Below are 22,866 nucleotides of genomic sequence, written 5' to 3'. Positions count from 1 at the left end.
CGGACGTTAATTTGTTCTAGTCGTACACCCGACAGTCAAGCGTGTTGCAAGTGGTGTGTTGCGCTTTGTTGGGCCGGTGCCTCTCTAAAATGATAATCCGCGAACTTTTGGTCCAAAAGGGAGCTTGATGGCGTCTCAAGATCCGGCGCAATTGATCGAGAACTACTTCTTTGGCTCGCTTTGGCGAGCCGCACTGCGATTGTTCCGCGCCTCAGCTAAATCTGGCTTGAGACGCAGCGCTTCCGCGTAATCATCCAACGCGCTGTTGATATCGCCTTTGTAGCGGCGTGCCGTGCCGCGGTTGTTTAGCGCCAAGACATCATCCGGTCGCAGCCGAAGCGCCTCCGTGTAGTCGGCGATGGCGCCATCGAGATCGCCTTGGGCTGCTCGCGTTACCCCGCGATTGTTGAAAGCCATGGCGTAATCGGGCCTCAGGCGAATTGCTTCATTGTAGTCCGCGAGGGCACCGTCGAGATCGCCTTTCTCGCGACGGACGCTAGCGCGATTATTGAACGCCATTGCTTCATCGGGATTGACCCGAATCGCTTCGTCGTAGCTTGCTGTCGCGCCGCCAAGATCGCCGCGCCGCTGAGCGTCCAGACCGCGATTGATGTGGAAAATCGCGAGATTCCCCATGTGCTTACGGACGGTTGTTTGAAGCTGAGCCATACTCACGGGTTTGATCAGCACGTCGTCCGCGCCGGCATTCAGCGCGTCCATGATGCGCGCATCACCCAGTGCGGCGGTAAACACAACGATTGGAATGTGAGCGATAAACGGTAACTCTTTAATGCGAAGAGTTGCGGCAATGCCGTCCATTACCGGCATCATGAGATCCATGAAGATGATATCCGGTTGGACAGCGATCGCTAGGTCGACGCCTTCACGGCCGTCCCAGGCATGGCTGCACTCGTAGCCCAAGTGTGCGGCAATGGTTGTGAAAATCTGGCTGACGCCGTCGTCATCGTCGATCAATAGAATTCTGCGCCCCAAAGTCCTCTCCCGCCGCTGTTGTCAACGAGCCCGCGGACTCTTGTGACAGCTCCATAAGTGATTGTCCCTTAGACGACAATAGTCCAAGTTTGTTCAATAACACCATGAGCTTCCCCCAAAACAAATTTGGCGACAAGATTGGGGTTCGCTTTGTATATTGGTGATTGTGCGGGCGGGGACGCAGAGGGGAAAGAGAAGTCTCCGCGCCATTCGATCGGCTCACGGGAGGTGGAAAACAGCGGGACTTCTTTACCAATTGTTGACACATCAAGCGGCTGGTGCAGCAGCAGGCGCCGCAACATGCGCTGATATCTTCATGCTCGCGCGTGATCCTGTTCGCTTTCTGCCGCGTCGTAGCAGATGCGCAAAATCTTGCGCACGAGATTGCGGTCCAGGTCTGTCATATCGATGTGCCAGCTTAGTCTGTCGACAGCGCTCTCGAATGTCTGCGGGCCGTAAAGAATGATGTTCACCAGGAGCTGATAGAGTTCTGCCACCCGGTCGTTTGGATTGATTGCCAGCAGCGTCTGGGTGAGATTCAGGGCTTGGGTGAAAGCGCCGTTATTGCATAGTTGTTCGAGCTTGCCGTGCTGTCCCTGTGTGAGGTCGTTCATGCGTTTGCAGGCTTGGTTAATCGCCAAATAACGGCCGGCCGGTTTCAAGGAGGGTTTTGAGATTGCTCAACAACATCGGCCAAAACTCTTGGTAAGGGCGATACTGCGGGCTGTGAAGATCGAACCCATCGTGGATCAAAGTGAGCCGCGTCATCCGGCCGACGGAAGTGATTTCGAACGACAATCTGGACGGCAATTCTCTATGCAGTGATTCAGTAGTGACTGGATAGAATGAGCAGCGAAGCATCCGCCGCGGTTCGGCGTGCAGCACGACCTGCTCATGGGTCATCTTACCATGGCGGCGGTAGTAAATCGTCGAGCCCACCTGCCAATCGGATTCCACTCTCGTATTGGACCAATACTGTTCAGTGATCGCCGGGTTGGTGAGCGCGTCCCAAACTTGCTCCGGCGTGGCGGCGATATAGGTCGAGATTTGAATCTTTGGGACTACCTGCGCACCGGGTTCCAAACGCGGGTGCGGCGCTGCCTGCAACCGTCGATAGCATCGACGCAGCGCGCAAGAAACCAGCGCTACGGTCGAGCGAACGCCTTGACGCAATTGCTGTAAGGAATCACCCGGAAATTTAACTTGCCAGACCCGTTCGAGTGCCCTCGAAGCGCTCGGCGCCAACCGCTCGAGCTGGATCTTGTCCCGCAGTGTTCGCTGTAGAGCGCTTGCCTGCAACTGCCAGAAGGACTTTGCCAACATCTTGTTGTCATTGACGACGTTCCGTCTGCGGTATTCAGTCTTGTGACAAAGAACGTGAACTTCGCACAAAAAATGCTCTAATTGTAAACGCCGCTTACAGTCGCACGGCGTGTTGTCACGTCGAGAAGGAGCGAGCAAAGTCTGTGGTGCGGCTGCGCACGTAGCGCGGCCGCACCATGATACCTGCGGTGAGGAAGGATAGGCTCAGCGGTTTAGTACGTGTCAAACATGCGCTGGATTTCGTCAGCGTTGGTCGTCTTGGTCAGCGCGAGTGCCAGCAGCAGGCGCGCCTTCCACGGTTGCAAATTGTCGCCGGCAACGAAGCCGCGGCGAGTCAGGCCTGGGCTGCGCACGACCCGGCCCGATGCTACGCGGCTGCACAGGCACATGAGCATGCCGGTTTCTTTGAAACATTCGTCGAAGGCGGCGTCTTCCGCCGGTGTTGGCCGACCCGCGCCGGTGCCGGCGCTAACGATGCCTTTGGCGCCGGCCTTGGCCGCCGCCTCGATCATGGTGCCGTCGGCGCCCACGTAGGAGAGCACCATGTCGACCCGGGGCAGTGAGTCGAGGTCGCGCACGTCAAACTCGGTGGCTGTGGTGTGCTTCTTGACCGGCTGATGATAGAAAACGATTTTGCCATCGCCGTCGGCATATCCTAGCGGCCCAAGGTCTCGTGATTGAAAGGCTTCGACGCGGTAGGTGGCGTTTTTGGTGACGTCGCGGCCGTTGAATATGGTGTCGTTCATCACCAGCAGGCAGCCCTTGCCTCGGGACCCCGGATCGGCGGCGACTTTGATCCCGTTGACCAGGTTCAAATAACCGTCAGCGCTGATCGCCGACGACGGCCGCATCGAGCCAACGACAACCACCGGTTTATCGGTCTTGAGAGTTAGGTTGAGAAAATAGGCGGTCTCTTCGATGGTGTTCGTGCCATGGGTAATGACGATGCCGTCGGCCTTGTCTTCCTCGAAGATCTTGTGAATTGTCCGCACCAGGTCGAGCCAATCTTTGTCGACCAGCGCGTGACTCGGCAAGCGGCGAAACGGAACTTCTTTGATTTCTGCAATCTCTTTTAGCTCCGGCAGCTGCTGCAGCAGCTCGCCGTCGTTTAAACGTTTGCCAGCTTCGATATACCAGGCGAGATCCAAGCGGTCTTTGCCGACGGAATCGATGGTGCCGCCGGTGAGAATAAGCGCAACTTTCGGTAATGCCATGAAAAATCCTTCCTAATGGTTTGCAACGTTTTTATCTGTCCAATGGTTTTAGATCAAGCGAACGTTTATGGTTCAATCCGTTCCAGCGGTTCAAACCGTCGAACTCGGAGGTTCTGCCGTATTTCCCCCGAGCCACGAGCACGATTCACGACTTCAACAGTGGTAACGCCTCTTTGGCGAAGCGCTCGATCTGTTCCTTGCGCTCGGGATAATGCGGGATCATGAATTGTAAACCGATGTGCACGCAGCCGACCGCGATAAACTCCCGCAAGCGCGCGACGACCTGTTCGAGACCGCCTTTCAAATAATGGCTAATGGGTGCACCGGCGGTTGGCGTTAGTTCCACAGGCAAGCAGCAAGCGAGCTGCACTTCATCGGGGTTGCGGCCGGCCTTTTTAGCTTCAACCCGCACGTTGTCGTAGCCAGCTGCCAACTCTTTGGGCGTAACTTTTACGAAGTAGGGAAACCATGCGTCACCGTATTGGCCGGCGCGCCGCTGGGCGTATTTGCCTTCGCCACCAACCCAGATCGGGATGCGCGGCTGACGGTGCGGCTTAGGCAGAAACGCAATGTCGTCGGCATGGTAGTAATTGCCGTGAAAGGTAATGTGCTCTTCGCTCCAGAGTTTTTTCAGCAGCGTGAGCTGTTCGTCGGAAATTTTGCCGCGCTCTTTGAACGGCAAGTTCATCGCTTTGAACTCTTCCGCCATCCAACCGACGCCGACGCCGAGAATCAGCCGCCCAGTGGCGAGCTGATCGATGGTGGTGGCAATCCGCGCCCAATGCAGCGGATGACGATACGGCAGTACCATGACGCTCATGCCGAGCTCGATTTTTTCCGTGCAGCCGGCGAGAAACGCCAAACAAGTCATGGTATCGAAAAACGGCCGATCCGGCGGCACGATGAAAGTCGCTTCTTTGCTGTACGGATAGGTCGTCGAGATTTTCCACGGAATCACGAGGCGATCTGCTGCCCACACAGAATCGTACCCGAGGGCCTCTGCTTCTTGTGCCGCTTGCATCAAAGTTTTGCGGCTGGCGGCTCTGCCGGATACGGGTAGAAAAACACCGAACTTGGTCATCGAAATTGCCTCCCAACGTGTCCATTCGAATAGCACAACGAAACGGTCAATTCACCATTATCGATGTTTGGCTTGTTCGTCATGCCGGCGCAGGCCGGCATCCACACTGTGGCGCGAAATGCTTCGGATGGATACCGGCCTGCGCCGGTATGACGTATCGTGATTACATTGACAGATTCTGAAAGCTGCCTGTATAAATGAAACATGCCGCCTGGTATGCGCCTCGAAATCGCCGATTTTCCGGTAAGTGAAATCTGCTTCAGTAAAGCTTTCGCGTACGAGAACGGCGTGCTCGAGGTTGATCGTCAAGAGCTGACGAACTTGATCCTGCAAGATTCTCGGGTGCTCGAGGTCTCCTTCGCCGTCGTGCATCCCGGTGAGAGAGTCCGGGTCACGGGCATTCGCGACGTCGTCGAGCCGCGCGTCAAAGTCGCGGGACAGGGTCAAGTTTTTCCCGGCACGCTGACGGAGGTTGCGCCCGTAGGTGAGGGGAGAACTCACCGTCTCTCCGGTATGGCGGTGTTTCCCACGGCGGCGTTTCAAGGACAAGCGCGCGCCGGTTTGTTGGTGCAGCGCAGCGCGATTCTCGACATGTGGGGGCCGGGTGCGGCAGCCTCCAAGTTCAGTAACCTGGCCGGGCTCGTGTTGATTCTAAAGCTCGCCGAGGAGCTTTCCGACTGGGACTATCACAGCGCCATTCAAACCGCGGAGTTCAAGACCGCACGACGCTTGGCGGAAGTTACCATCGATAAGACGCCTGCGAACATCGAGGTCCTCGACAATCGCAGGATCGCTGCGGGTTTACCCAAAGTTGTCCTGGTGCAAGGCTGCATCGCCCACGCCGAAGGATTCCACTCGGGGATCAGCTACTACGGCATGCCGGTGCGCGAGTCGCTGGCGACCTACGTGCACCCCAACGAGCTGATCGACGGTGTGTTTGCTAGCTCTGCGACACGCGCCGTGGGCTATTTCCCGATTACTTGGGACTGGCAGAATCATCCGCTGTCGCTCAACTTATATCGCGCCCATGGCAAGACGTTGAACTTTCTCGGCGTGGTTTTTGAGCGCATTCAGTTCGAGGTGTTTCGCAATAAGGAAATCATCGCGCAGAATACCGCCGGGCTGGTGCGCCAACTCGGCGCCGACGGCGCTCTGGTCGCGTGGACCGGGTCGGGCAATGCTTTTGTCGATTTGATGCTGACAGTGCAGGCCTGTGAGAAACGCGGCATCCGAACTGTGCTCGTGAGCTACGAATTTGGCGGCAAGGACGGCATCGATTCGCCGCTGTTATTCTATGTCCCCGAAGCGACGGCAGCGGTCAGCACCGGCAGCCGCGACCGCTGGTTAGAGCTACCGGAGCCGGAGCGTATTATCGGGCCGTATGAACGTTTTTCGGTTTTGAGTTATCCCGGCGCGCCGTTGGTGGAGGCGAAGGGGCCGTTGACCTTGGATGCGCGCGACTTGATCGTCGGTGGCGTTGACAACTGGGGGGCGCGCGATTGGCAGTGCGCGGTTTATTAACGAATACTAGAAAGAGTTTCGACAGAACACGAGTGCGCAGCGGCACTCTTCGCACGAGTTCGTGATCCCTATCCCCCTTTGGAAAAGGGGGATTTGTGCGGGTTGTGGAGAGGTATGTCGTCGCGAACCTTTGGCTTCACTACCAGTGATGCAAGAAATCTCCCCTAACCCCTCTTTTTCAAAGAGGGGGACCGGAGCGGATGAAACGCAGAAGGAATCTTACTTCGCTAAGCGAACCGTATAGTCAACACAGGGCAGTCCCGTGAAACTCGAACTCGCAGAATTTCCCGTTAAACGCATTCGCCTCGGCCGGCGCTTCGCCTACGACGCCGGTCAGTTGGAAGTCGACGAAGGGGCCTTGCTCGATCTGCTCCAACAGGACAAACGCATAGAAGACGTCTCCCTCGCCGTCGCTGCCCCGGGCGACAAAGTTCGCATCACCGGCATCCGTGATTTGGTCGAGCCGCGCGTTAAAGTTTCCGGCACTGGGCAGGTGTTTCCTGGTGTTACTAATCCCATCACCGATGTTGGTGACGGTAGAACCCATCGTCTGTCAGGAATGACTGTCATCGTCGCGGCGGAATACGAAGGTACTATTCGCGCCGGTACGACGATACAACGCAGCGCGATCCTCGATATGACCGGCCCCGGCGCCGAGGTCACGCGCTTTAGCACTTACAAGCATCTCGTCATTAGCTTCCGCATTGTTGACGGCTTGGGAGAGTTGGAAGCGCATCATGCGTTCCAACAGGCTGAGTGCAAAGTGGCGCAGCGCTTGGCCCAAGTCACCGAAGCTATGACGCCGGTCGCTGTGCAAACCTACGACTCACCGCAGCAGAACTCGTCTTTGCCGACGGTCATGCTGATTCAAGGCTGCATCACCGATCCGCAGCATGGCCATTCCGGGGTGGGCTACTACGGGTTGTCGTTTCGCGAATCGCTGGCAACTTTCGTTCACCCCAATGAGGTGTTCGACGGTGCTATTACAGTTGATACTACGCGCTCAGGCCGCGGCTATTACCCGACGACGTGGGATTGGCAAAATCATCCGCTGATCCTCGGCTTGTATGCCGAGCATGGCCGGACGTTGAATTTCGGCGGGGTGATTTTGCAGCGCATTCGCTTCGACACCGCGCATGGCAAGGAGGTCGGCGCGCAAAATACTGCGCGTCTGGCCAGGGCGCTGGGAGCCAACGGTGCGCTGATCACCTGGATTGGCGGCGGCAACGCCTTTGTCGATGTCATGTTTACGGTGCGCGAGTGCGAAAAGCGCAGCATCAACACGACTCTGGTGACTTACGAGGGCGGCGGCCAACAGGGCACTGACAGCCCGATATTGTTTTATGTCGCCGAAGCGACTGCTGTCGTCAGTACCGGCACCCAAGATCGTGCCATGACGCTACCGCAAATGGAACGTGTGGTCGGACCCTATGAGGATTTCAAGATACTGCCTTTTCCCGGTGCCAAACCGGTGCCAGCGTTGGGTCCGTTGGCGATCGAATCGCGCGAGGTCATCATCGGCGGGGCCGATCTCTGGGGGCAAAAAGAGTGGCGCTGCGTGGAGTATTGAAGATAACGGATTTCACCACGGAGACGCCGAGAACACAGATTTCAGAAGCAGAGGTCTGTCACAAGAAATATCTTTATTCCGATCTCTGTGCTCTCCGCGCCTCTGCGGTGAGTCTCTTGATTCCATCTAAGGAGGAATTGCCATGATCACTGTCGTCCATGTCGTCAATCAGTTTTTCGCCGGCATCGGTGGCGAGGACAAAGCCAATGTTGGTGTTGGCGTGAGTGATGGCGCCGCAGGTGCTGCACGAGGCTTGCAATTGCAGCTTGGTGACCGCGCGCAGATACTCGGCACGGTTTACTACGGCGACAACTATTTTCACGAGCACAAAGATGAAGCGTTCAAAGCAATTCTCGATGCGGTGAAAGCCAAACACCCGCAAGTCGTGGTGGCCGGGCCGGCGTTCAACGCCGGACGTTACGGCATGAGCTGCGTTGAGATCTGCAACGCGATTACCAAGGAGCTAAACATCCCCTGCGTCACTGCTATGCACGATGAGAACCCGGCCATTGGCACCTATCGCGATCACGTTAACCCTAACTATTTCTGCTTGCCGACCGCGGAAACAACGGCGGGGATGGCGGATGCGCTGAAAGCGCTGGCCAATTTCGCGGTTCGCTTGGCCTCCGGTGAAACCATCGGCGCGGCGAAAAAAGAGGGATACTTGCCGCGCGGCATTCGTCGCTTAGAAAAGACCGATCGCCCGGGTTTCGAACGGGCCATCGATATGCTGCTCAAGAAGATCAACAACCAGCCGTTTGAGAGCGAAATTGCCATGGAAGTATGGGACGATATCTCGGCGGCGCCCAAGCTAGACCATGTCAAAGACCGCAACATCGCGGTCATCACCACCAGCGGCGTCGTGCCCTGGGGCAACCCTGGCAAGTTCAAGACTTTTCGCAACACGCACTGGGAAAAATACAACATCTCTGAGGTCAGGCACCTCGAAGCAGGCAAGTGGGAGGCGGTGCATGGTGGCTACAACACGGCCTTCATGAACAAGAACCCGCACTATGGCGTGCCGCTGGATGCGCTGCGCAAATTAGAAGAAGAAGGCGTGATCGGCAAGGGCAAACTGTATCCGGCGTACTACGTGATACCCGGCAATCAAGGCTCGCCGGCAGTAATGCGCCGGGTCGGCAAAGAAATCGCCGACGATTTAAAAAAGGACAACGTCGAGGGCGTCCTCTTCGTCTCGACGTGAGGAACCTGCACTCGCAGCGGCGCTGTGATGAGCAAAGAACTCGAGAAGGCAGGTTTGCCGGTGGCGTTGGTCACCGCGATGTATCCCGTAGCGGAACAGGTGAAGGCGCGCAGAATAATAAAAGGCATCAGCATCCCGCATCCCTGCGGCGACCCAGCATTACCGGCCGAGCTGGATGCAAAGCTGCGCAAGCAAATCGTCGAGACCGCGTTAAAAGCGTTGGAGAGCGACGTGCAGGAGCCGACGGTGTTTGCCCCGAGCGGCGGGTGAAAACGAAAAGAAGCTTGGCCGCAAAAAAGCGAAAACGAGTTTGGATGTAGGGACGCGATTTATCGCGCCATCCGTATCCGGATTCGGAATTGCTAACCGCAAAGAACGCAGAGAACGCAAAATCAAGATGCGAATCGTTGGGGCGGGTCTGAGCGCTTTCAAGCGCTGCAAGCCTCGGTTGACTTGCCGATCGCCGCGATTTGCGTTGTCCATGCGGCGATTTCAATTTCACGCAATCGCCGGGATTTCGAGAAAGTTCCGGAGTTGTCGATCGAATTTAGGTCCTGAGCTGCGACTGTTTATTCGAATCCTGCCGTTAACTCGACTGTGCCTCCTCCCGATAGAGCCCAAAAACTCGCAAGATCGGCTCGTCGTGCATCGAAAACAGTAGGGCTTCGTCGCTCGCCGAAGCGTTGGCGTGCTCATGCCAGTGCCATAGCGGCACGACGAACGTGTCGCCTTTTTGCCAGCGAAAGGGATGGTCGTTGATCATTGTCGTGCCGCTGCCGCGGAAGGCGTGGTAGATGCTCGTGCTGGTGTGGCGGTGTGATTGAGTTTTCTCACCCGGTCGGAGCATTTGGATGCGGCACGACATGGTTGGGAAGGTCGGACCGCCGGTCTGCGGGTTGATGTATTCCAGCGCCACGCCGTCATACGGATTGTTCGCAGCGCGCGCCAGGCCTTGCAGCTTGGGGTAGGTTTCGCGCCAACGATAGTGCAGTACTTTCGGAGTTTCAGGCAGCTCGTTACCGACAGGGCGGGTCATGCCGTAAAAGCTTGCGGGATCGACGGTCTCTTTCACCGGTAGTCGGCCCTGCTTGTAGGGATCGAAAGAGATTTGTTGCAGCGCCTGCACAAAGGGCACGTCGAGGCCGTCGATCCACAGCATGTTTCGATCGCCCTCGTGCGCGTGCTCATGCCAGCAGCCCTGCGGCGTGAGAATCAAATCGCCGTCTTCCATCACCATCTTCTGGCCATCGACGTTGGTGTAGGCACCGTGGCCCTGCAGGATAAAACGAAACGCCGACATGGTATGGCGATGCCCAGGCGCCACTTCGCCGGGCTGGATCAATTGGAACGAGAGCAAAATCGTGTGGCTAGTCATTTCACTCTCAGCCATGCCGGGATTGACCAACCGGATCACGCGCCGCTCGACGCTGCCGCGCGCCACGGAAATCTTATCCTTGGCCTGCACCAGGCTGTCGTAGATATCGTGCCACTTCCAAAGATGCGGCTTGACCTTGGTCTTCGGATCGGACGGCCGCTCGGCATGATCGACGTTCCACAGGCCGGAGACCCAGCGGGGTTTTAGTAAGTCGTTTAGCTCTTGGATTTCTTTGGGTTGAGCCATGGGATCCTCGTTAGCAAGTAATTGCGAGCGGAGGAATTATTTGCACCACGAAGACACGAAGGACACGAAGTCCGGAAACATTTTCCATTATCCATTCTTCCTTCGTGCACTTCGTGTCCTTCGTGGTGATTAATAATCTTACGCGTAACGGCGATAAACCCCGTCGTAAAAATTACCGATCATCTGCACCGCGATCTTGCCGCAATATTCCAGCGGCCAGCCGGCGCGTTCGTTGCCGTAGCCTTCTTGCAGCGCGACTTCTAAGATCGCTTGGTTGGTGCCGCCGTGGTCTTCGTCCAGGTCGGCTTCTTCGTGGACGCGGAAATATTTCATGTCTTCGTTGGTGATGCCGTATTTCGGCAGGCTCTGACGAAAGTCGCGCGAGATGAAGCCGAAGATCTCCTCTTCCATGTGCACGGCGTAGCATTCGGCGAGTGGGATATCGATCCACGAGCGGACGAAGAAATCGACCAGGCCGCGCGCCTCAGGGATCAGCTCGCACTCGATCATCTGGTCCGCGGTCACGCCAAGAGCTTTGCCGAGGACGGGCAGCATGCGCGCGTGACCGCCGATGGCCGGCGTGGTGAATTCTTCACCGATCTTTTGCGCGATGCGGTTTTCCAGATCGGGGTGGCGTTTAAAAAAGCCGACGAACTGATGGTACGACGTTGCCATGCCAGTGTTCACTTCGAGGGCAAAGCTGTACCAATTGGTGATCCAGCCCTGCAGCCGTTTTTTTGACAGCGTGCCGGCGCGCAGGTCGGTGAAAAACGGCGATGGCTTTACTTCGTTGTGGTAGGTGTCGAGGATGACTTTGCGAATTCCTTCGGCTTTTTGCTTTGCTTGTTGAGCGGTCATTTTGATATGTTCGGCCACGTTTCTAATCCTCTCGTTGAGAGCACATGATCTTGTGACCGAACTTAGCGGAACGCTGTTGAGATTGTCAATGTTGGTGCTCTTGTGCTGCGCCCATGACTTCGCGTGGGCGCAGGGCGAGCGCGCGGTTATCAGCCACAACAGCGAGAGCATCACCATCGCGCCGATTCTCTACGGTATCGACAAGGGCTTCTACCGCAATGAGGGGATCCATCTCGAATTTCGCTTTCTGCGCACCGATCTCGCTGCCGCGGCCGTCAACACTCAGGAGTTGGACTACATGATCAGCGCGGGCACGGCCATGCGCGCGGCAGTGCGCGGCCTGCCACTCAAGATCGTTGCTTACAGCTTTACTCAGCCGCTGTTTTATCTGATGACGCCGCCAACGATTCAAAGCGTAAAGGAACTGCGCGGCAAAAAGATCGCCGTCAGTTCGCCGCAGGATAGTGGCGGCCAGGCGGCCAAAGCGGCGATCCGTGCCGGCGGACTCGACCCGGAGCGCGATGTTGTCTACATCGCCATCGGCGCGGCCTCGGTGCGCATGGCGGCGATGGAGATCGGCTCGGTGGATGCGGCGATCCAGCCGGTGCCGTGGAACTCGCGCATGAAGAAGAAAGGCTTCAAGGAGCTGCTGTTTGCCGGCAGTTATCTGGCACAGCCGCTGACCGGAATGGTGACCAGCGCCGCCAAGGTGGAAAAGAACAGCGATCAGGTGCGCCGGGTACTGCGCGCGTACCTGCTTTCTTTGCGGCGTCTGCGGCAAGAGAAAAATGAAGTCGTCGAGTTCATCGCCAAGCGGTTTGGCCTGGAGCGCGACACGGGTGAAGAGGTTTACAAAGTGATGCTGGACACCATGAGCAGCGATGGCACTATGCCCGCGTCGATCTTGGATCCCTATTTCGAACAGGTGAGGAACGAGCCGGGGGCGAAGAAGTCGATCCTGTTGAACGATATCGTCGATTATCGCTTGCTGCGCGAAGTGACCGCCAGCATCAAGTAGCACGAGATGATCGTATTCTGTGTCGCAAGTCGAGCATCTGTAGTATCGTGGACGCCAAGCACGCACTCGCGCCGTGGGAAAATCCCCCCTAGCCCCCCTTTGTCAAAGGGGGAAACAATTTGTCTGCGGACGAAGTAACGAAGGGAAATAGAATGGCAGCCGTAGGCGTCAGCGTTCGCCGCATCGACGGCGAGGACAAAGTTTCAGGCCACGCCATCTACGCCGGCGATCTCCGCTTGCCGGGCATGGCCATTGCCAAAGTTTTACGCAGCCCGGTGCCGCATGCGCGGATTCGCCGCATCGACACGAGCAAGGCGGCGGCGATTCCCGGCGTTTTGGCGATCCTCACACGGGATAACATCAACGTCGCGTCCAACTCCTTTGGCGCCTACGTGCGCGATCAGCAGATCCTCGCCACCGACAAAGTGCGCTACGTCGGCGACATGGTCGCCGCGGTCGCGGCGGTGGACACGCACACCGCGCAGGAAGCGGTAGGGCTCATCGAGGTCGATTACGATGAGCTGCCCGCGGTCTTGAACATCGATGAGGCGCTCAAGGCCGGCGCACCGCTGGTGCACGAAAACCTTGACCGCCGCGATCCGGGCTACGGCCGCTATGGCTCGCATGTCGTCCATCACGATACCAACATCTGTCTGCACTTCCGCCACGAGCGCGGCGACGTCGGCGATGGTTTCAAGAATTCAGATCAAATATTCGAAGACACTTTCTATTTTCCCAGCGCGCAGCACTATCCGATGGAGCCCCATGTCTGCGTCGCGCAGTTCGAAGGCGATGTGATGACGGTTTGGTCGGCGACGCAGAGCCCATTCCCTGTGCGCCAAGAGTTAGCTCGCGTTTTTGGCCTGCCGTTCAGCGCCGTGCGTGTCATCGTCCCCAGCGTCGGCGGCGGCTACGGTGCCAAGAGTGGCATCAAGACCGAGGGCATCGCCGGCTGCTTATCAAAAATGACCGGCCGTCCGGTGAAGCTCGCCTTCGGCTCAGAAGAAACCTTCAAGACGATCTGCCAGCCGCGAGCCAAGATGACTTTGAAAACTGGCGTGAAAAAAGACGGCACGTTCGTGGCGCGCCACTGCGAGGTTTATCTCGACGGCGGCGCCTACGCCAACTCGGGCCCATCGGTGACGGAAAAAGCCGGCTACCGCGCCCACGGCCCGTACCGTTTGCCACACGTGCTCACCAACGCCTACTCGGTTTATACCAACACGGTGCCGGCCGGCGCCTTTCGCGGTTTCGGCGGGCCACAGGTGGCTTACGCCTACGAGACTCACATCGACATGATCGCCCATCGCATGGCGCTCGATCCCTTCGAAATTAGAATGAAAAATCTGCTCGACCGCGGTGAGAGTTTTTCACCCGGTGACACGCCCATCGATTGCGATCTCAAAGCAGGACTCCGCAGCGTCGCCCAGGCGATCGGTTGGGACGCGAAGCCCGACGCACATCAAGACTCTGGTCCCAAGCGGCGCGGCATCGGCATCGCCACGGCGATGAAAGACGGAGGTGGCACCAACAAGCCGGCCAACGCGACGGTGAAAATTTTCTTCGATGGCAGCGCGCTCTTGTCGACGGGCTCCGTGGAAGTCGGGCAAGGCATGCGCACGGCGTTTATGCAGGTGGTCGCCGAAGAGTTGTCGATGCCAACGGATCAAGTGCGGGTCGCTGTGCTCGACACTCACTACACACCTTTCGATAAAGGCACCAACGCCAGCAGCGCCACGTCGATCATGGGCCAGGCGGTGCTCAAGGCAGCGCGCGACGCGCGCCGGCAGTTGATCGAAGCGGCCGCAGCCGTTTTGAAGGCACCCGTAGATAAAGTGAAACTTGAGAATGGTATGGCGAACCATGGCGAGCAAAAGCTGAGCTACCGTGACGTGATGCAACGTCATTTCAGAGAATCGGAAGGGGAGATCTGGGGCCGCGGCTATTTCAAGATTGAGAAAGACAACAACGTGCCGCTCGGTTTCCCGTCGCCGTTTTGGGAGATCGGCTTTGGCGCCGCGGAAGTGGAAGTCGACACCGAAACCGGCGAAGTGAAGTTGCTGCGCTATGTCTCGCTTACCGACGCCGGCAAGATGATCCATCCGCTGCAATGCCACGGTCAAGACGAAGGCGCGGCGGTGTTCGGTCTGGGCCAAGCTCTGTTTGAAGACTTGGCGTATGACAAAGGTCAGCTCTTGAACGGCACGTTGATCGACTATCGGCTGCCGCGCTTCACCGATTTGCCGTCGGCGTTTTCCACCCACATCATGGAAGGCGGCGGCGGCCCGGGGCCCTACGGTGCGAAGGGAATGGGCGAGGGCGGAATTCTCCCCGTAGCGCCGGCGGTGGGGAACGCGGTGTTTGCTGCGACGGGAGCGCGGATCCAGGCGGTGCCGTTGGTGCCGGAGCTGGTACAAAAGAAGATCGGAAGTGGCAAGGGGTAAGGCGATCCGGATCTAGACCCCCTTACCGCTTACGCCTTACCCCTTACGATTCGGGCTTAAGCGATGGAATCCAAAAGCCAAAATCTAAAGTCCAAAATCGATTCTGCGTCCCCCCGCATCGACATGCGCGACAAGGTCACCGGGGTGGCACAGTACGTTGAAGACTTGCCGGACTTGCCGAACACCGCCTACGGCGCGGCGTTGATGAGCCCCTACTCGCACGCGCGCATTCGCCGCGTCGATGCTTCCGAGGCGCTGAAGATGCCAGGCGTGCTGGCGGTCGTCGATCGGGAACACCTCGACGGCGTGAGCCCACGCTTGAAGCTCGCGCCGCACGAACACTTGAAGGGCATCGACGATCAGGACTTTGTCGCGACGAGCAAAGTCCGCTACGACGGCGACCTGGTTGCCGTCGTTGTTGCCGAAGACATGCGCACGGCGAAAAAAGCTTTGGAGAAAGTTCAGGTTGACTATGAGCCGCTGCCGCCGGTGTTCAATGCGATTGAAGCGCTCGATCCGGGAGCGGCAATCCTGCACGAAGAGCGCGGCACCAATCTGCTTGCCGAGGACAGTTTGATCTGGGGCGATGTCGACGAAGGGATGCGCCAAGCGGATCGCATTTTCGAAGAAAGTTACTCATCGCCGTCGATGTTCCACCATCCGATGGAGCCGGTGGGCGGCTTTCTCTGCCAATACTTGAACGGCGAAGCTAACGTCTGGATTCCCACCAGCTCGCCGACGCGCGACGCGCAGGAGTTCGCCCATTTTCTCGGCATCGAATCGGACAAAGTTCGCGTCCGCGTGCCCTTTGTCGGCGGCGGCTTTGGCTCGAAGATTCCGACGCCGGCCCATTTCGCGGCGCTGTTTCTATCGCGCAAGATCGGCCGGCCGGTGCGCTTGATTCCATCGGCCGAAGAAAGCTTTCGCCAGAACTCGCGCCATGCGGAATTCGTCAAGCTCAAGATTGGCGTGAAGGCCGACGGGACGCTGACCGCGCTGGACGTCGAACTGGTTGTCGATACCGGTGCCTACACCACGGGCGGACTGACCGCGGTGCATAATTCCGTGATTTCGGCCTGGGGCTGTTATCGCCTGCCGCACCTGCGCATTCGCGGCAAGGGCGTCTACACCAACAAAGTACCGGCGGGCCACACGCGCGCCACCGGAAAAATTCAAACCACTTGGGCCATCGAGTGCGCCATGGACAGCGTGGCGCGCCAGTTGGGCATCGACCCCTATGAGTTCCGCAAGAAAAACGTGCTGCTGCGCGGCGACTTCGTCTGTGCCGGCACACCGAAGATGGACACCGATTATCTTGACCTCATGCAAGAGGCCATCGACGGCATCGGCTGGGACGGTAAATCGAGTGTCGAACCGGCAAAGAATTGGGCCACTGGTTCGCGCTGGGTGCGCGGCCGCGGCATGGCGCTGAGCCTGCGCCACGGCTCACAGGGCGGCGGGCGCGCCTATGCGCTCGTGACGATGGACGCGCGCGGTGTCGTCACCGTGCAGCACAACGCGCCGGAGATTGGCCAGGGCACGCATAATCTTTTTAGCGTGGTGGCGGCGCAGACCCTCGGCATTTCCCAGTCACAAGTGCGGGTGAAAACCCCCGACACCGCAGTGAGCTTGCCGTTTGCTGGCGTCAGCGCCCAGCGCACGACGATGCAGATGGGCAACGCGGTCCATAATGCAAGTAAAACTTTAAAGGCCGATCTGCTCTCGCTCGCGTCGCAAGTGAAAGGCGGCAAGCCGGAAGAATGGCAGATCATCGACGGCCGGCTTTGCTGGGGCGAGACCAGTTTTTCGATCAACGAAATCATCCGCGTCGTCGGCAACAGCGTGGTGCTCAAAGCGGTGGGCTATCACAGTGTGCCACCGATGGTGAAAGACTCGGCATTTACCGGCATGGACCACTGGGCACCGAGCGGCGCCGCGGTGGAGATCGAAGTGAATCGCGACACCGGCGAACTGCGGGTGCTGGGCTACGCCGTGATCGCCGACGCCGGCAAAGCGATCCACTATCCGTCGGCGAAATCGCAGGTAGACGGCGGCGCCGTGATGGGCTTCGGCCACGCGCTGTTCGAAGAGACGATTTATCAGGACGGGCAGTTTCAAAATGGCGACCCGTTTCAATATCGCTTGCCGGTGCTGAAGGACTTGCCGGAGACTTTTTACTCATCAATGTTGGAAAAGGGCGACGGTCCGGGGCCGTTCGGATCGAAAGGCATGGCACAGACGTCGATCGTGACGGTGGGGCCAGCGATTGGCAACGCGGTTTATGATACGCTGGGTGTGCGGGTAAGATCGCTGCCGATTACGCCGGAGAAAATTCTAAAAGCGATGGGAAAAATTTAGCGACTTCCCGAACTCAGATTCCCTCGCCCTGTGGGAGAGGGCTAGGGTGAGGGCCGTTCGAAGCGTCGCAGAATCGTGTCACAACGCGCCCTCACCTCGATCCTCTCCCAGAGGGAGAGGGGGTAAGATTCGGAACTTCGAGACAACGACATGTTACAGCGACTACAGCTAATCCAACCAACGACCATCGCCGAAGCGTCCGCCGCGCTCGCCGATCTCGGCGAGGGCGCCAAGATCTACGCGGGCGGTGCGGAGCTGCTGCTCCTTTTACGCAACGGCTTGCTTGAAACAGAAACCCTAGTCGACGTCAAAAAGATCGATCGCCTGCACCGAATCACTATGGACACCAACGCGATCCGGGTTGGCGCCTGCGTCAGCCATCAGGAATTGGCGAGCCATCCCTTGATTCGCCAGCATGCACCGGCGCTCGCCTACGCGGAATCGCATCTCGCCAACGTGCGTGTGCGCAACCAGGGCACGCTTGGCGGCAACCTCGCGTTCAACGATCCCCATTCCGATCCGGGAACGGTTTTGTTAGTGCATGACGCTGCGGTTGTGCTTGGAAGTAGCCAAGGTGAGCGCAAACTGCCGCTCGCCGATTTTTTCGTCGACATGTATGCGACCGCTTTGCAGCCAAGCGAACTTCTAGTAGAGGTCGAGGTTCCATTCTTGCCCAGCGGGATGAAGAGCGGCTATCAGCGCCTGCACCGCTATCAACGGCCGACGCTGGGTGTGGCGGCGGCGGTGCGAATGAACAGCGGCGCCGTTGAAGAGGCGCGCCTTGCTGTCGGCTGCGTCGGGCCCAAATCGCTGCGATTGACGGATCTGGAAGCGAAGATAAAAGGTGCGACGATCGATGGTGCGAAGAGCATAATCTCGGAGGAAAAAAGCAAACTACGTGAACTGATCCGCCCGGTAGATGACTTGTTGGGCAGCGCGGATTATAAGCTCTACATGACGACGGTGATGCTAGGGGATGTATTAGGGGAGGCGGTGGAAAAAGCATTGAGCTGAGTTCTGAGTATGTTCCTTCCCCCGCCTCGGGGGAAGGTTAGGATAGGGGCCCGCGCGGGAGAAGAGATTGTCGGGGCCCGAAGCAATAAAATGAATTCTCAATCAAGATTTAATCTTTCAGTCTCCGTCAACGGCACCACCTGGTCCGGCGAGGTTCCCATCGAAGAAACGTTGCTCGAGTTTCTCCGTAATCGCATCCATTTCACCGGCACCAAGCGCTCCTGCGAGTCGGCAGTCTGCGGCGCCTGCACCGTCCTTGTCGACAACCACACCGTGAGCTCCTGTAACTATTTGGCCTTCGAAGCCAACGGGAAGTTTGTCCTAACCATCGAAGGCGTCGCCCGAGGCGACAAGCTCGATCCGCTGCAAGAAGCATTCATTCGCAACATCGGCGCCCAGTGCGGCTATTGCACGCCTGGCCAGATCATGGCGGCAAAGGGCCTTCTCCTCGAAAACCCGAACCCCACCCGTGAGCAGATCGCCGAATGGCTCAGCGGCAACATCTGCCGCTGCGGCGCCTACGGCGCCATCGCTCAATCGATACTTGAAGCTGCGCAGGCGCAATCCCATCCGAAGGGCTGAAATCTGAATGAGAAAAATCTTTCCGGTTCTATTTGTAACCTTGGCATTGGTGTGTGCCAATTGGCCGCAGGCGTTAGCCGCCGACAAGATTCGTATCGCCGTGGCGAACTTCAACGTTTCCTTTATGACCGCCGGCGTGGCCGCTAAGAAAGGCTACTTCAAAGACGAAGGCTTGGAACCGGAAATCATCGCCATGCGGCCGCCGGTGTCGATCACCGCGCTGGCGAGCGGTGACATAGACTACACGACGGTCTTCGGCTCGGTGGTGCGTGCGGCGGTGCGCGGTATGCCCCTGCGCGTGGTGGCGAGCTTCATCGACGGTTCGACCCATGCGCTCATCGCCCGCCCCGAGTACAAGGCGGTCAAAGAGCTGCGCGGCAAGACCATGGCGATCGGCTCCTACGGCGCGTCGGACGATATCGCCGGGCGCATGATGATCAAGCACTACGGCGTCGATCCCGACAAGCAAATGAAGATCGTTGCGCTAGGACCTGACCGCGCTCGCTTTGCGGCTTTGAAAGAGGGCATCGTCGATGTCGCGGTGATCGCACCGCCGGCCGATGCCGAGGGCAGAAAAGCTGGGTTCAATATTCTCGCTCGTGCCTACGAGATCTTTACGTTTCCCTTCGTTGGGCTCGGGGTGAATGCCAAAAAAATCGCTGAGAAACCCGACGAAGTAAAACGCACTCTCAAAGCCTTCGTGCGCGCCAATCGATTCATCCGCGAAAACCGCGACGAATCGATTCAAATCCTCGCCGCCTGGGGACGCACGGATCGCAGCTCCGCCGCCTCGGCGTACGACTCGGCGGTGAAAGTGTTCAATGCCGATGGCATGATCCCGGAGAGCGGTTTGCGTCTGGTGCTGGAGCAGGCGCGCGCCGAGGCGAATATCAGCCGCGAGATGGCGCTGAGCGAGGTGTCTGATCTGACGCTATTGCGCGAGGTGCAACGGGAACTTGGGATCAAAGGACGGTAAATTCTTGGGCTTCTCTTCTTCCGCGGCGCGGGAGAAGAAGGCGGAAGTTGAGGCGGTTTGAACTTCCGAAGACGGTTTGAACGGAACGAAGTGATTGAACGGAGCGCAGCGGTTGAACGGTTTGAACCAGTTCAGGAGCTAAGAGATGAAACAACCCGACGGCTTAAGAAGCTGGCTCAACGAAGCCGACAAGCTCGGCGAAATCAGAAACATCGATGGCGCCGATTGGGATTTGGAAATCGGCGGCGTGGCGGACATTGTGAATGAGCGGGGTAGCTCGCCGGCGGTGCTGTTCGATGCCGTGAAGGGCTATCCCAAAGGCTATCGCGTCTTGGTGAATTCACTGGGCTCGACAAAACGCCTCGGGTTGAGCTTGGGCATGCCGCAGAATCTAACCGCCATGGAATTCGTCTCCGAGTGGCGCAGGCGCTCACGCGTGCTGAAGCATATTCCGCCGCGTTTCGTGAAGGATGGTGCGGTGCTGGAGAACGTTCAGCGCGGCAACGATGTTAACATTCTGAGATTCCCGACGCCGCGCTGGTTTGAGCTGGACGGTGGCCGCTACATTGGCACCGGCAGCGTCAATATTACCCACGATCCTGAAGAGGGTTGGACCAATCTCGGCACGGCGCGGGTGATGATCCACGACGAAAACACCGTCGGTTTTTATATTGCTCCCGGACGCCACGGGCGGATTCATCGCGACAAAGCCTTTGCCCGCGGTGAGCCGTTCAAAGTCGCCATCTCGGTTGGCCATGACCCGCTGATTTTTCTCGCGGGTGCGTTGGAAGTTCCCTACGGCGTTTGCGAGTACGATTTCATCGGCGGCATTCAAGGCGAGCCAGTCGACGTGCTCAAAGGCGAGTTCACCGGCCTGCCGATCCCTGCGGCGGCGGAAATCGTTTTAGAAGGCGAGTGCGTGCCCGGCCCGGAGAAAATCGAAGGGCCGTTCGGCGAGTGGACCGGCTACTACGGCAGTTCCTCGCGGCCCGAGCCGATCGTCAAGATCAAGCAAGTAATGCATCGCAACGATCCGATCCTGCTCGGCTATACGCGCAAATGGCGCGCGCCGCTGAAAGCCGCGTTGGTGTGGGACGATCTCGAAGCCGCCGGTGTGCCGGACGTGCGCGGCGTCTGGTATCACGAAGCGGCCGGCGCGGCCTATTTGTTTTTGGTGATTTCCATCAAACAGCGCTATCCGGGCCACGCCCGCCAAGCTGGACTCATCGCGACAGAATGTCACGCTGCAGCGTATCTAGGCCGCTACACCGTCGTCGTCGACGATGACATCGCCCCGACCGACTTGAACGCAGTGCTCTGGGCGGTGTGCACGCGCTCCGACCCGGTGCAGGATATCGAAATCCTGCGCCGCTGCTGGAGCGGGCCACTCGATCCGATCATCCACAAAGATCATAAGGGTTTTAACTCGCGTGCGATCATCGACGCGACGCGCCCATACGAATGGAAAGACACTTTTCCGCAGGTGTCGCGCTCGAGCCAAGAATTGCGCCAGCGCATACTGGGCAAGTGGGCCGACAAGCTATCTTAGAGCTTAGACAAACTGCGGCACTGGGGTTTCCGCCCAATGGGGGTGCAGGCCTGCCATATCGAGCGAAGCCATGACCCGCTTGGGTTCGCCGAGATCGTTCCAACGGACGCCGGTCACTTTGAGCACCGCGAGCCGCTTCGGACATGCCGCTAAAACCTGGTGTGAGAAATTGACCTCTTCGAGGAGCTCGTAGAGCCGATGGATCGCTTTGGCCTCGCCGCGGCTGCCAAACAGTGGCGTTAGGCAATCAAACGAGCGATAGAGATCGGGTATCGTTTGCGCGATAATTTCGAGCAACACTTTGACGGACGCCACCATAACGAAGCTGTTCCACAGGCAACCGCGCAATTGCAGAACTTGCGCTAGCGTTTGATTGGGCTTTTCCCAAAAGCGGCGCACGCCTGAGACTTGGGGATGGCCCGGGATATTTGCCGCCGGTTCGATCCAGCCGTACTCGGTTTCAGGGTGCTCCGGCTCGACGCCCAATAGGATTAGCTTATCCGCGTCGGAGTGTATGATGGTGAACGCCTCACGGATGTGCGCCATGAACCTAGTGTCATCGGAAACGTAATGATCGGATGGAACGAATGCCACCGCGGCTTTGGGGTCGACGGTCGCGATACGCAGCAGGCTATAGAGGATTGCCGGCGCCGTGCCGCGGTTGCGAGGCTGCACAACAAGATTGTCAACGGCGTGTTGCGCCAAGATAGGCGCGTAGAAGGCTGTGTGAGTTTGATTGACGACAAACAGGGTTCTTTCATCAGCGACCACGAGGCGCGTGCGGCGCTGGGTTTGCTCCAACAAGGTTTCCGGGCCAAGAACCGAGCAGAATTGTTTGGGTCGTTCGTCGCCTGAAATCTTGCGCGTTAGCGATCTTAGGCGGGTACCGTCGCCGCCGGCAAGGATCACACACCATTCGCTTTTGTCAGGCATGATCACACCCAAGAGTTTGACAATCCGTCAATATTTTAACAGCGCCAGAGCGTCGACTGAGCAGCAAGCCAATGATTGTGGCCGCTTGGGCACCGATCCGTTGAAATGAGTCCTTCTTGCGGCACAGTGCAGCAATGTCGGGGCCAACCAAGTCCCGCTAGGTTGAATCCAATATTCCCCGCGCCTCAGGCGGGTACCATCGGCAAGAAGATGAGTGTCTGGAGCTATGCGAATTGTGGCATACCAGACTCCGCCCAATGGGGGCGCAGGCCTGCCATGTTGAGCGAAGCCATGACCCGCTTGGGTTCGCCGAGATCGTTCCAACGGACGCCGGTCACTTTGAGCACCGCGAGCCGCTTCGGACATTCGGCTAAAACCTGGTGCGAGAAATTGACCGCTTCAAGACGTTCGTAGAGCCGATGGATCGCTTTGGCCTCGCCGCGGCTGCCAAACAGCGGCGTTAGGCAAGCGAACGAGCGATGGAGCTCGGGTATCGTTTGCTCGATAATTTCGAGCAACGCTTTGACGGACGCCACCATAACGAAGCTGTTCCACAGGCAACCGCGCAATTGCAGAACTTGCGCTAGCATTTGATTGGGCTTTTCCC

21 protein-coding genes are annotated in these 22,866 nt (G+C 58.1%); 11 read left to right on the top strand and 10 right to left on the bottom strand.

The window, feature by feature from the left end; all coding sequences use genetic code 11:
• Positions 1–162: 162 nt before the first annotated feature.
• The 6 genes from FJ145_02585 to FJ145_02560 all read right to left on the bottom strand — a co-directional run bounded on the left by FJ145_02585 (position 163) and on the right by FJ145_02560 (position 4,611).
• Positions 163–993 carry a tetratricopeptide repeat protein gene (locus FJ145_02585; protein ID MBM4260306.1) on the bottom strand — a complete coding sequence of 277 codons (831 nt, stop codon included), beginning with the start codon at positions 991–993 and terminating at the stop codon, positions 163–165.
• Positions 994–1,061: 68 nt separating this feature from the next.
• Positions 1,062–1,295 (bottom strand): hypothetical protein, encoded by a 234-nt coding sequence (locus tag FJ145_02580; protein MBM4260305.1) that lies wholly within the window; start codon positions 1,293–1,295, stop codon positions 1,062–1,064.
• A 12-nt stretch (positions 1,296–1,307) separates the two neighbouring features.
• Positions 1,308–1,607, bottom strand: coding sequence for a hypothetical protein (locus FJ145_02575; protein MBM4260304.1), 300 nt, complete (start codon positions 1,605–1,607; stop codon positions 1,308–1,310).
• A gap of 16 nt (positions 1,608–1,623) precedes the next feature.
• Positions 1,624–2,454: a hypothetical protein gene (locus FJ145_02570; protein MBM4260303.1), complete on the bottom strand. Its 831-nt coding sequence runs from the start codon at positions 2,452–2,454 to the stop codon at positions 1,624–1,626.
• A gap of 74 nt (positions 2,455–2,528) precedes the next feature.
• Positions 2,529–3,530, bottom strand: a complete 1,002-nt coding sequence (locus FJ145_02565) for an asparaginase (GenBank protein MBM4260302.1) — start codon at positions 3,528–3,530, stop codon at positions 2,529–2,531.
• Between the two features lie 145 nt (positions 3,531–3,675).
• Positions 3,676–4,611 (bottom strand): TIGR03619 family F420-dependent LLM class oxidoreductase, encoded by a 936-nt coding sequence (locus FJ145_02560; GenBank protein MBM4260301.1) that lies wholly within the window; start codon positions 4,609–4,611, stop codon positions 3,676–3,678.
• A gap of 204 nt (positions 4,612–4,815) precedes the next feature.
• On the opposite strand from FJ145_02560, the gene FJ145_02555 reads away from it, so the two are divergent.
• The 4 genes from FJ145_02555 to FJ145_02540 all read left to right on the top strand — a co-directional run bounded on the left by FJ145_02555 (position 4,816) and on the right by FJ145_02540 (position 9,176).
• Positions 4,816–6,132, top strand: a complete 1,317-nt coding sequence (locus FJ145_02555) for a hypothetical protein (protein ID MBM4260300.1) — start codon at positions 4,816–4,818, stop codon at positions 6,130–6,132.
• Positions 6,133–6,394: 262 nt separating this feature from the next.
• The gene (locus FJ145_02550; GenBank protein ID MBM4260299.1) at positions 6,395–7,702 is read left to right on the top strand and encodes a hypothetical protein; all 1,308 of its coding nucleotides are present in this window, start codon (positions 6,395–6,397) and stop codon (positions 7,700–7,702) included.
• Between the two features lie 142 nt (positions 7,703–7,844).
• Positions 7,845–8,906: a glycine/betaine/sarcosine/D-proline family reductase selenoprotein B gene (locus FJ145_02545; protein ID MBM4260298.1), complete on the top strand. Its 1,062-nt coding sequence runs from the start codon at positions 7,845–7,847 to the stop codon at positions 8,904–8,906.
• A gap of 27 nt (positions 8,907–8,933) precedes the next feature.
• Complete coding sequence (locus tag FJ145_02540) at positions 8,934–9,176, top strand: glycine/betaine/sarcosine/D-proline family reductase selenoprotein B (protein MBM4260297.1); 243 nt, start codon at positions 8,934–8,936, stop codon at positions 9,174–9,176.
• Between the two features lie 316 nt (positions 9,177–9,492).
• Here FJ145_02540 and FJ145_02535 read toward each other — a convergent pair whose 3' ends face one another.
• Together FJ145_02535 and FJ145_02530 are read right to left on the bottom strand one after the other, a co-directional pair.
• Positions 9,493–10,527, bottom strand: a complete 1,035-nt coding sequence (locus FJ145_02535) for a cupin domain-containing protein (GenBank protein MBM4260296.1) — start codon at positions 10,525–10,527, stop codon at positions 9,493–9,495.
• Between the two features lie 138 nt (positions 10,528–10,665).
• Positions 10,666–11,562, bottom strand: a complete 897-nt coding sequence (locus tag FJ145_02530; GenBank protein MBM4260295.1) for a hypothetical protein — start codon at positions 11,560–11,562, stop codon at positions 10,666–10,668.
• Here FJ145_02530 and FJ145_02525 point away from each other — a divergent pair.
• From FJ145_02525 to FJ145_02495, 7 genes are all read left to right on the top strand, one after another.
• The gene (locus tag FJ145_02525) at positions 11,474–12,403 is read left to right on the top strand and encodes an ABC transporter substrate-binding protein (GenBank protein MBM4260294.1); all 930 of its coding nucleotides are present in this window, start codon (positions 11,474–11,476) and stop codon (positions 12,401–12,403) included. The two genes, FJ145_02530 and FJ145_02525, sit on opposite strands and share 89 nt — an antisense overlap.
• A 152-nt stretch (positions 12,404–12,555) precedes the next feature.
• A complete protein-coding gene (locus FJ145_02520; GenBank protein MBM4260293.1) occupies positions 12,556–14,847 on the top strand; it encodes a xanthine dehydrogenase family protein molybdopterin-binding subunit in 2,292 nt (763 codons plus the stop codon).
• A 63-nt stretch (positions 14,848–14,910) separates the two neighbouring features.
• The gene (locus FJ145_02515; protein ID MBM4260292.1) at positions 14,911–17,205 is read left to right on the top strand and encodes a xanthine dehydrogenase family protein molybdopterin-binding subunit; all 2,295 of its coding nucleotides are present in this window, start codon (positions 14,911–14,913) and stop codon (positions 17,203–17,205) included.
• Positions 17,206–17,355: 150 nt separating this feature from the next.
• On the top strand, positions 17,356–18,219 hold the full coding sequence (locus FJ145_02510; protein ID MBM4260291.1) for a xanthine dehydrogenase family protein subunit M: 864 nt from the start codon (positions 17,356–17,358) through the stop codon (positions 18,217–18,219).
• 90 nt (positions 18,220–18,309) lie between these two features.
• Positions 18,310–18,801 carry a (2Fe-2S)-binding protein gene (locus FJ145_02505; protein ID MBM4260290.1) on the top strand — a complete coding sequence of 164 codons (492 nt, stop codon included), beginning with the start codon at positions 18,310–18,312 and terminating at the stop codon, positions 18,799–18,801.
• 7 nt (positions 18,802–18,808) lie between these two features.
• Positions 18,809–19,777, top strand: a complete 969-nt coding sequence (locus FJ145_02500; GenBank protein ID MBM4260289.1) for an ABC transporter substrate-binding protein — start codon at positions 18,809–18,811, stop codon at positions 19,775–19,777.
• Positions 19,778–19,922: 145 nt separating this feature from the next.
• Complete coding sequence (locus FJ145_02495) at positions 19,923–21,326, top strand: UbiD family decarboxylase (GenBank protein ID MBM4260288.1); 1,404 nt, start codon at positions 19,923–19,925, stop codon at positions 21,324–21,326.
• Between the two features lie 3 nt (positions 21,327–21,329).
• Here the strand turns inward: FJ145_02495 and FJ145_02490 are convergent, their stop codons facing one another.
• Positions 21,330–22,259 (bottom strand): hypothetical protein, encoded by a 930-nt coding sequence (locus FJ145_02490; protein MBM4260287.1) that lies wholly within the window; start codon positions 22,257–22,259, stop codon positions 21,330–21,332.
• Between the two features lie 224 nt (positions 22,260–22,483).
• Positions 22,484–22,849 carry a hypothetical protein gene (locus FJ145_02485; GenBank protein ID MBM4260286.1) on the bottom strand — a complete coding sequence of 122 codons (366 nt, stop codon included), beginning with the start codon at positions 22,847–22,849 and terminating at the stop codon, positions 22,484–22,486.
• Positions 22,850–22,866 lie beyond the last annotated feature (17 nt).

The organism is Deltaproteobacteria bacterium (assembly GCA_016874755.1).
Lineage (GTDB): Bacteria > Desulfobacterota > Binatia > UBA9968 > UBA9968 > DP-20.
The sequence above is the reverse complement of the archived record's forward strand: the minus strand, read 5'-3'. Positions and strand labels throughout refer to the sequence as shown.

Bases quoted from the DNA above. Each gene is read 5' to 3' on its own strand.
- FJ145_02580 (MBM4260305.1), bottom strand. From the start codon at position 1,295: ATGTTGCGGCGCCTGCTGCTGCACCAGCCGCTTGATGTGTCAACAATT.
- FJ145_02575 (MBM4260304.1), bottom strand. From the start codon at position 1,607: ATGAACGACCTCACACAGGGACAGCACGGCAAGCTCGAACAACTATGC.
- FJ145_02565 (MBM4260302.1), bottom strand. From the start codon at position 3,530: ATGGCATTACCGAAAGTTGCGCTTATTCTCACCGGCGGCACCATCGAT.
- FJ145_02560 (MBM4260301.1), bottom strand. From the start codon at position 4,611: ATGACCAAGTTCGGTGTTTTTCTACCCGTATCCGGCAGAGCCGCCAGC.
- FJ145_02555 (MBM4260300.1), top strand. From the start codon at position 4,816: ATGCCGCCTGGTATGCGCCTCGAAATCGCCGATTTTCCGGTAAGTGAA.
- FJ145_02545 (MBM4260298.1), top strand. From the start codon at position 7,845: ATGATCACTGTCGTCCATGTCGTCAATCAGTTTTTCGCCGGCATCGGT.
- FJ145_02540 (MBM4260297.1), top strand. From the start codon at position 8,934: ATGAGCAAAGAACTCGAGAAGGCAGGTTTGCCGGTGGCGTTGGTCACC.
- FJ145_02535 (MBM4260296.1), bottom strand. From the start codon at position 10,527: ATGGCTCAACCCAAAGAAATCCAAGAGCTAAACGACTTACTAAAACCC.
- FJ145_02525 (MBM4260294.1), top strand. From the start codon at position 11,474: ATGTTGGTGCTCTTGTGCTGCGCCCATGACTTCGCGTGGGCGCAGGGC.
- FJ145_02530 (MBM4260295.1), bottom strand. From the start codon at position 11,562: ATGGTGATGCTCTCGCTGTTGTGGCTGATAACCGCGCGCTCGCCCTGC.
- FJ145_02520 (MBM4260293.1), top strand. From the start codon at position 12,556: ATGGCAGCCGTAGGCGTCAGCGTTCGCCGCATCGACGGCGAGGACAAA.
- FJ145_02515 (MBM4260292.1), top strand. From the start codon at position 14,911: ATGGAATCCAAAAGCCAAAATCTAAAGTCCAAAATCGATTCTGCGTCC.
- FJ145_02510 (MBM4260291.1), top strand. From the start codon at position 17,356: ATGTTACAGCGACTACAGCTAATCCAACCAACGACCATCGCCGAAGCG.
- FJ145_02505 (MBM4260290.1), top strand. From the start codon at position 18,310: ATGAATTCTCAATCAAGATTTAATCTTTCAGTCTCCGTCAACGGCACC.
- FJ145_02500 (MBM4260289.1), top strand. From the start codon at position 18,809: ATGAGAAAAATCTTTCCGGTTCTATTTGTAACCTTGGCATTGGTGTGT.
- FJ145_02495 (MBM4260288.1), top strand. From the start codon at position 19,923: ATGAAACAACCCGACGGCTTAAGAAGCTGGCTCAACGAAGCCGACAAG.
- FJ145_02490 (MBM4260287.1), bottom strand. From the start codon at position 22,259: ATGCCTGACAAAAGCGAATGGTGTGTGATCCTTGCCGGCGGCGACGGT.
- FJ145_02485 (MBM4260286.1), bottom strand. From the start codon at position 22,849: ATGCTAGCGCAAGTTCTGCAATTGCGCGGTTGCCTGTGGAACAGCTTC.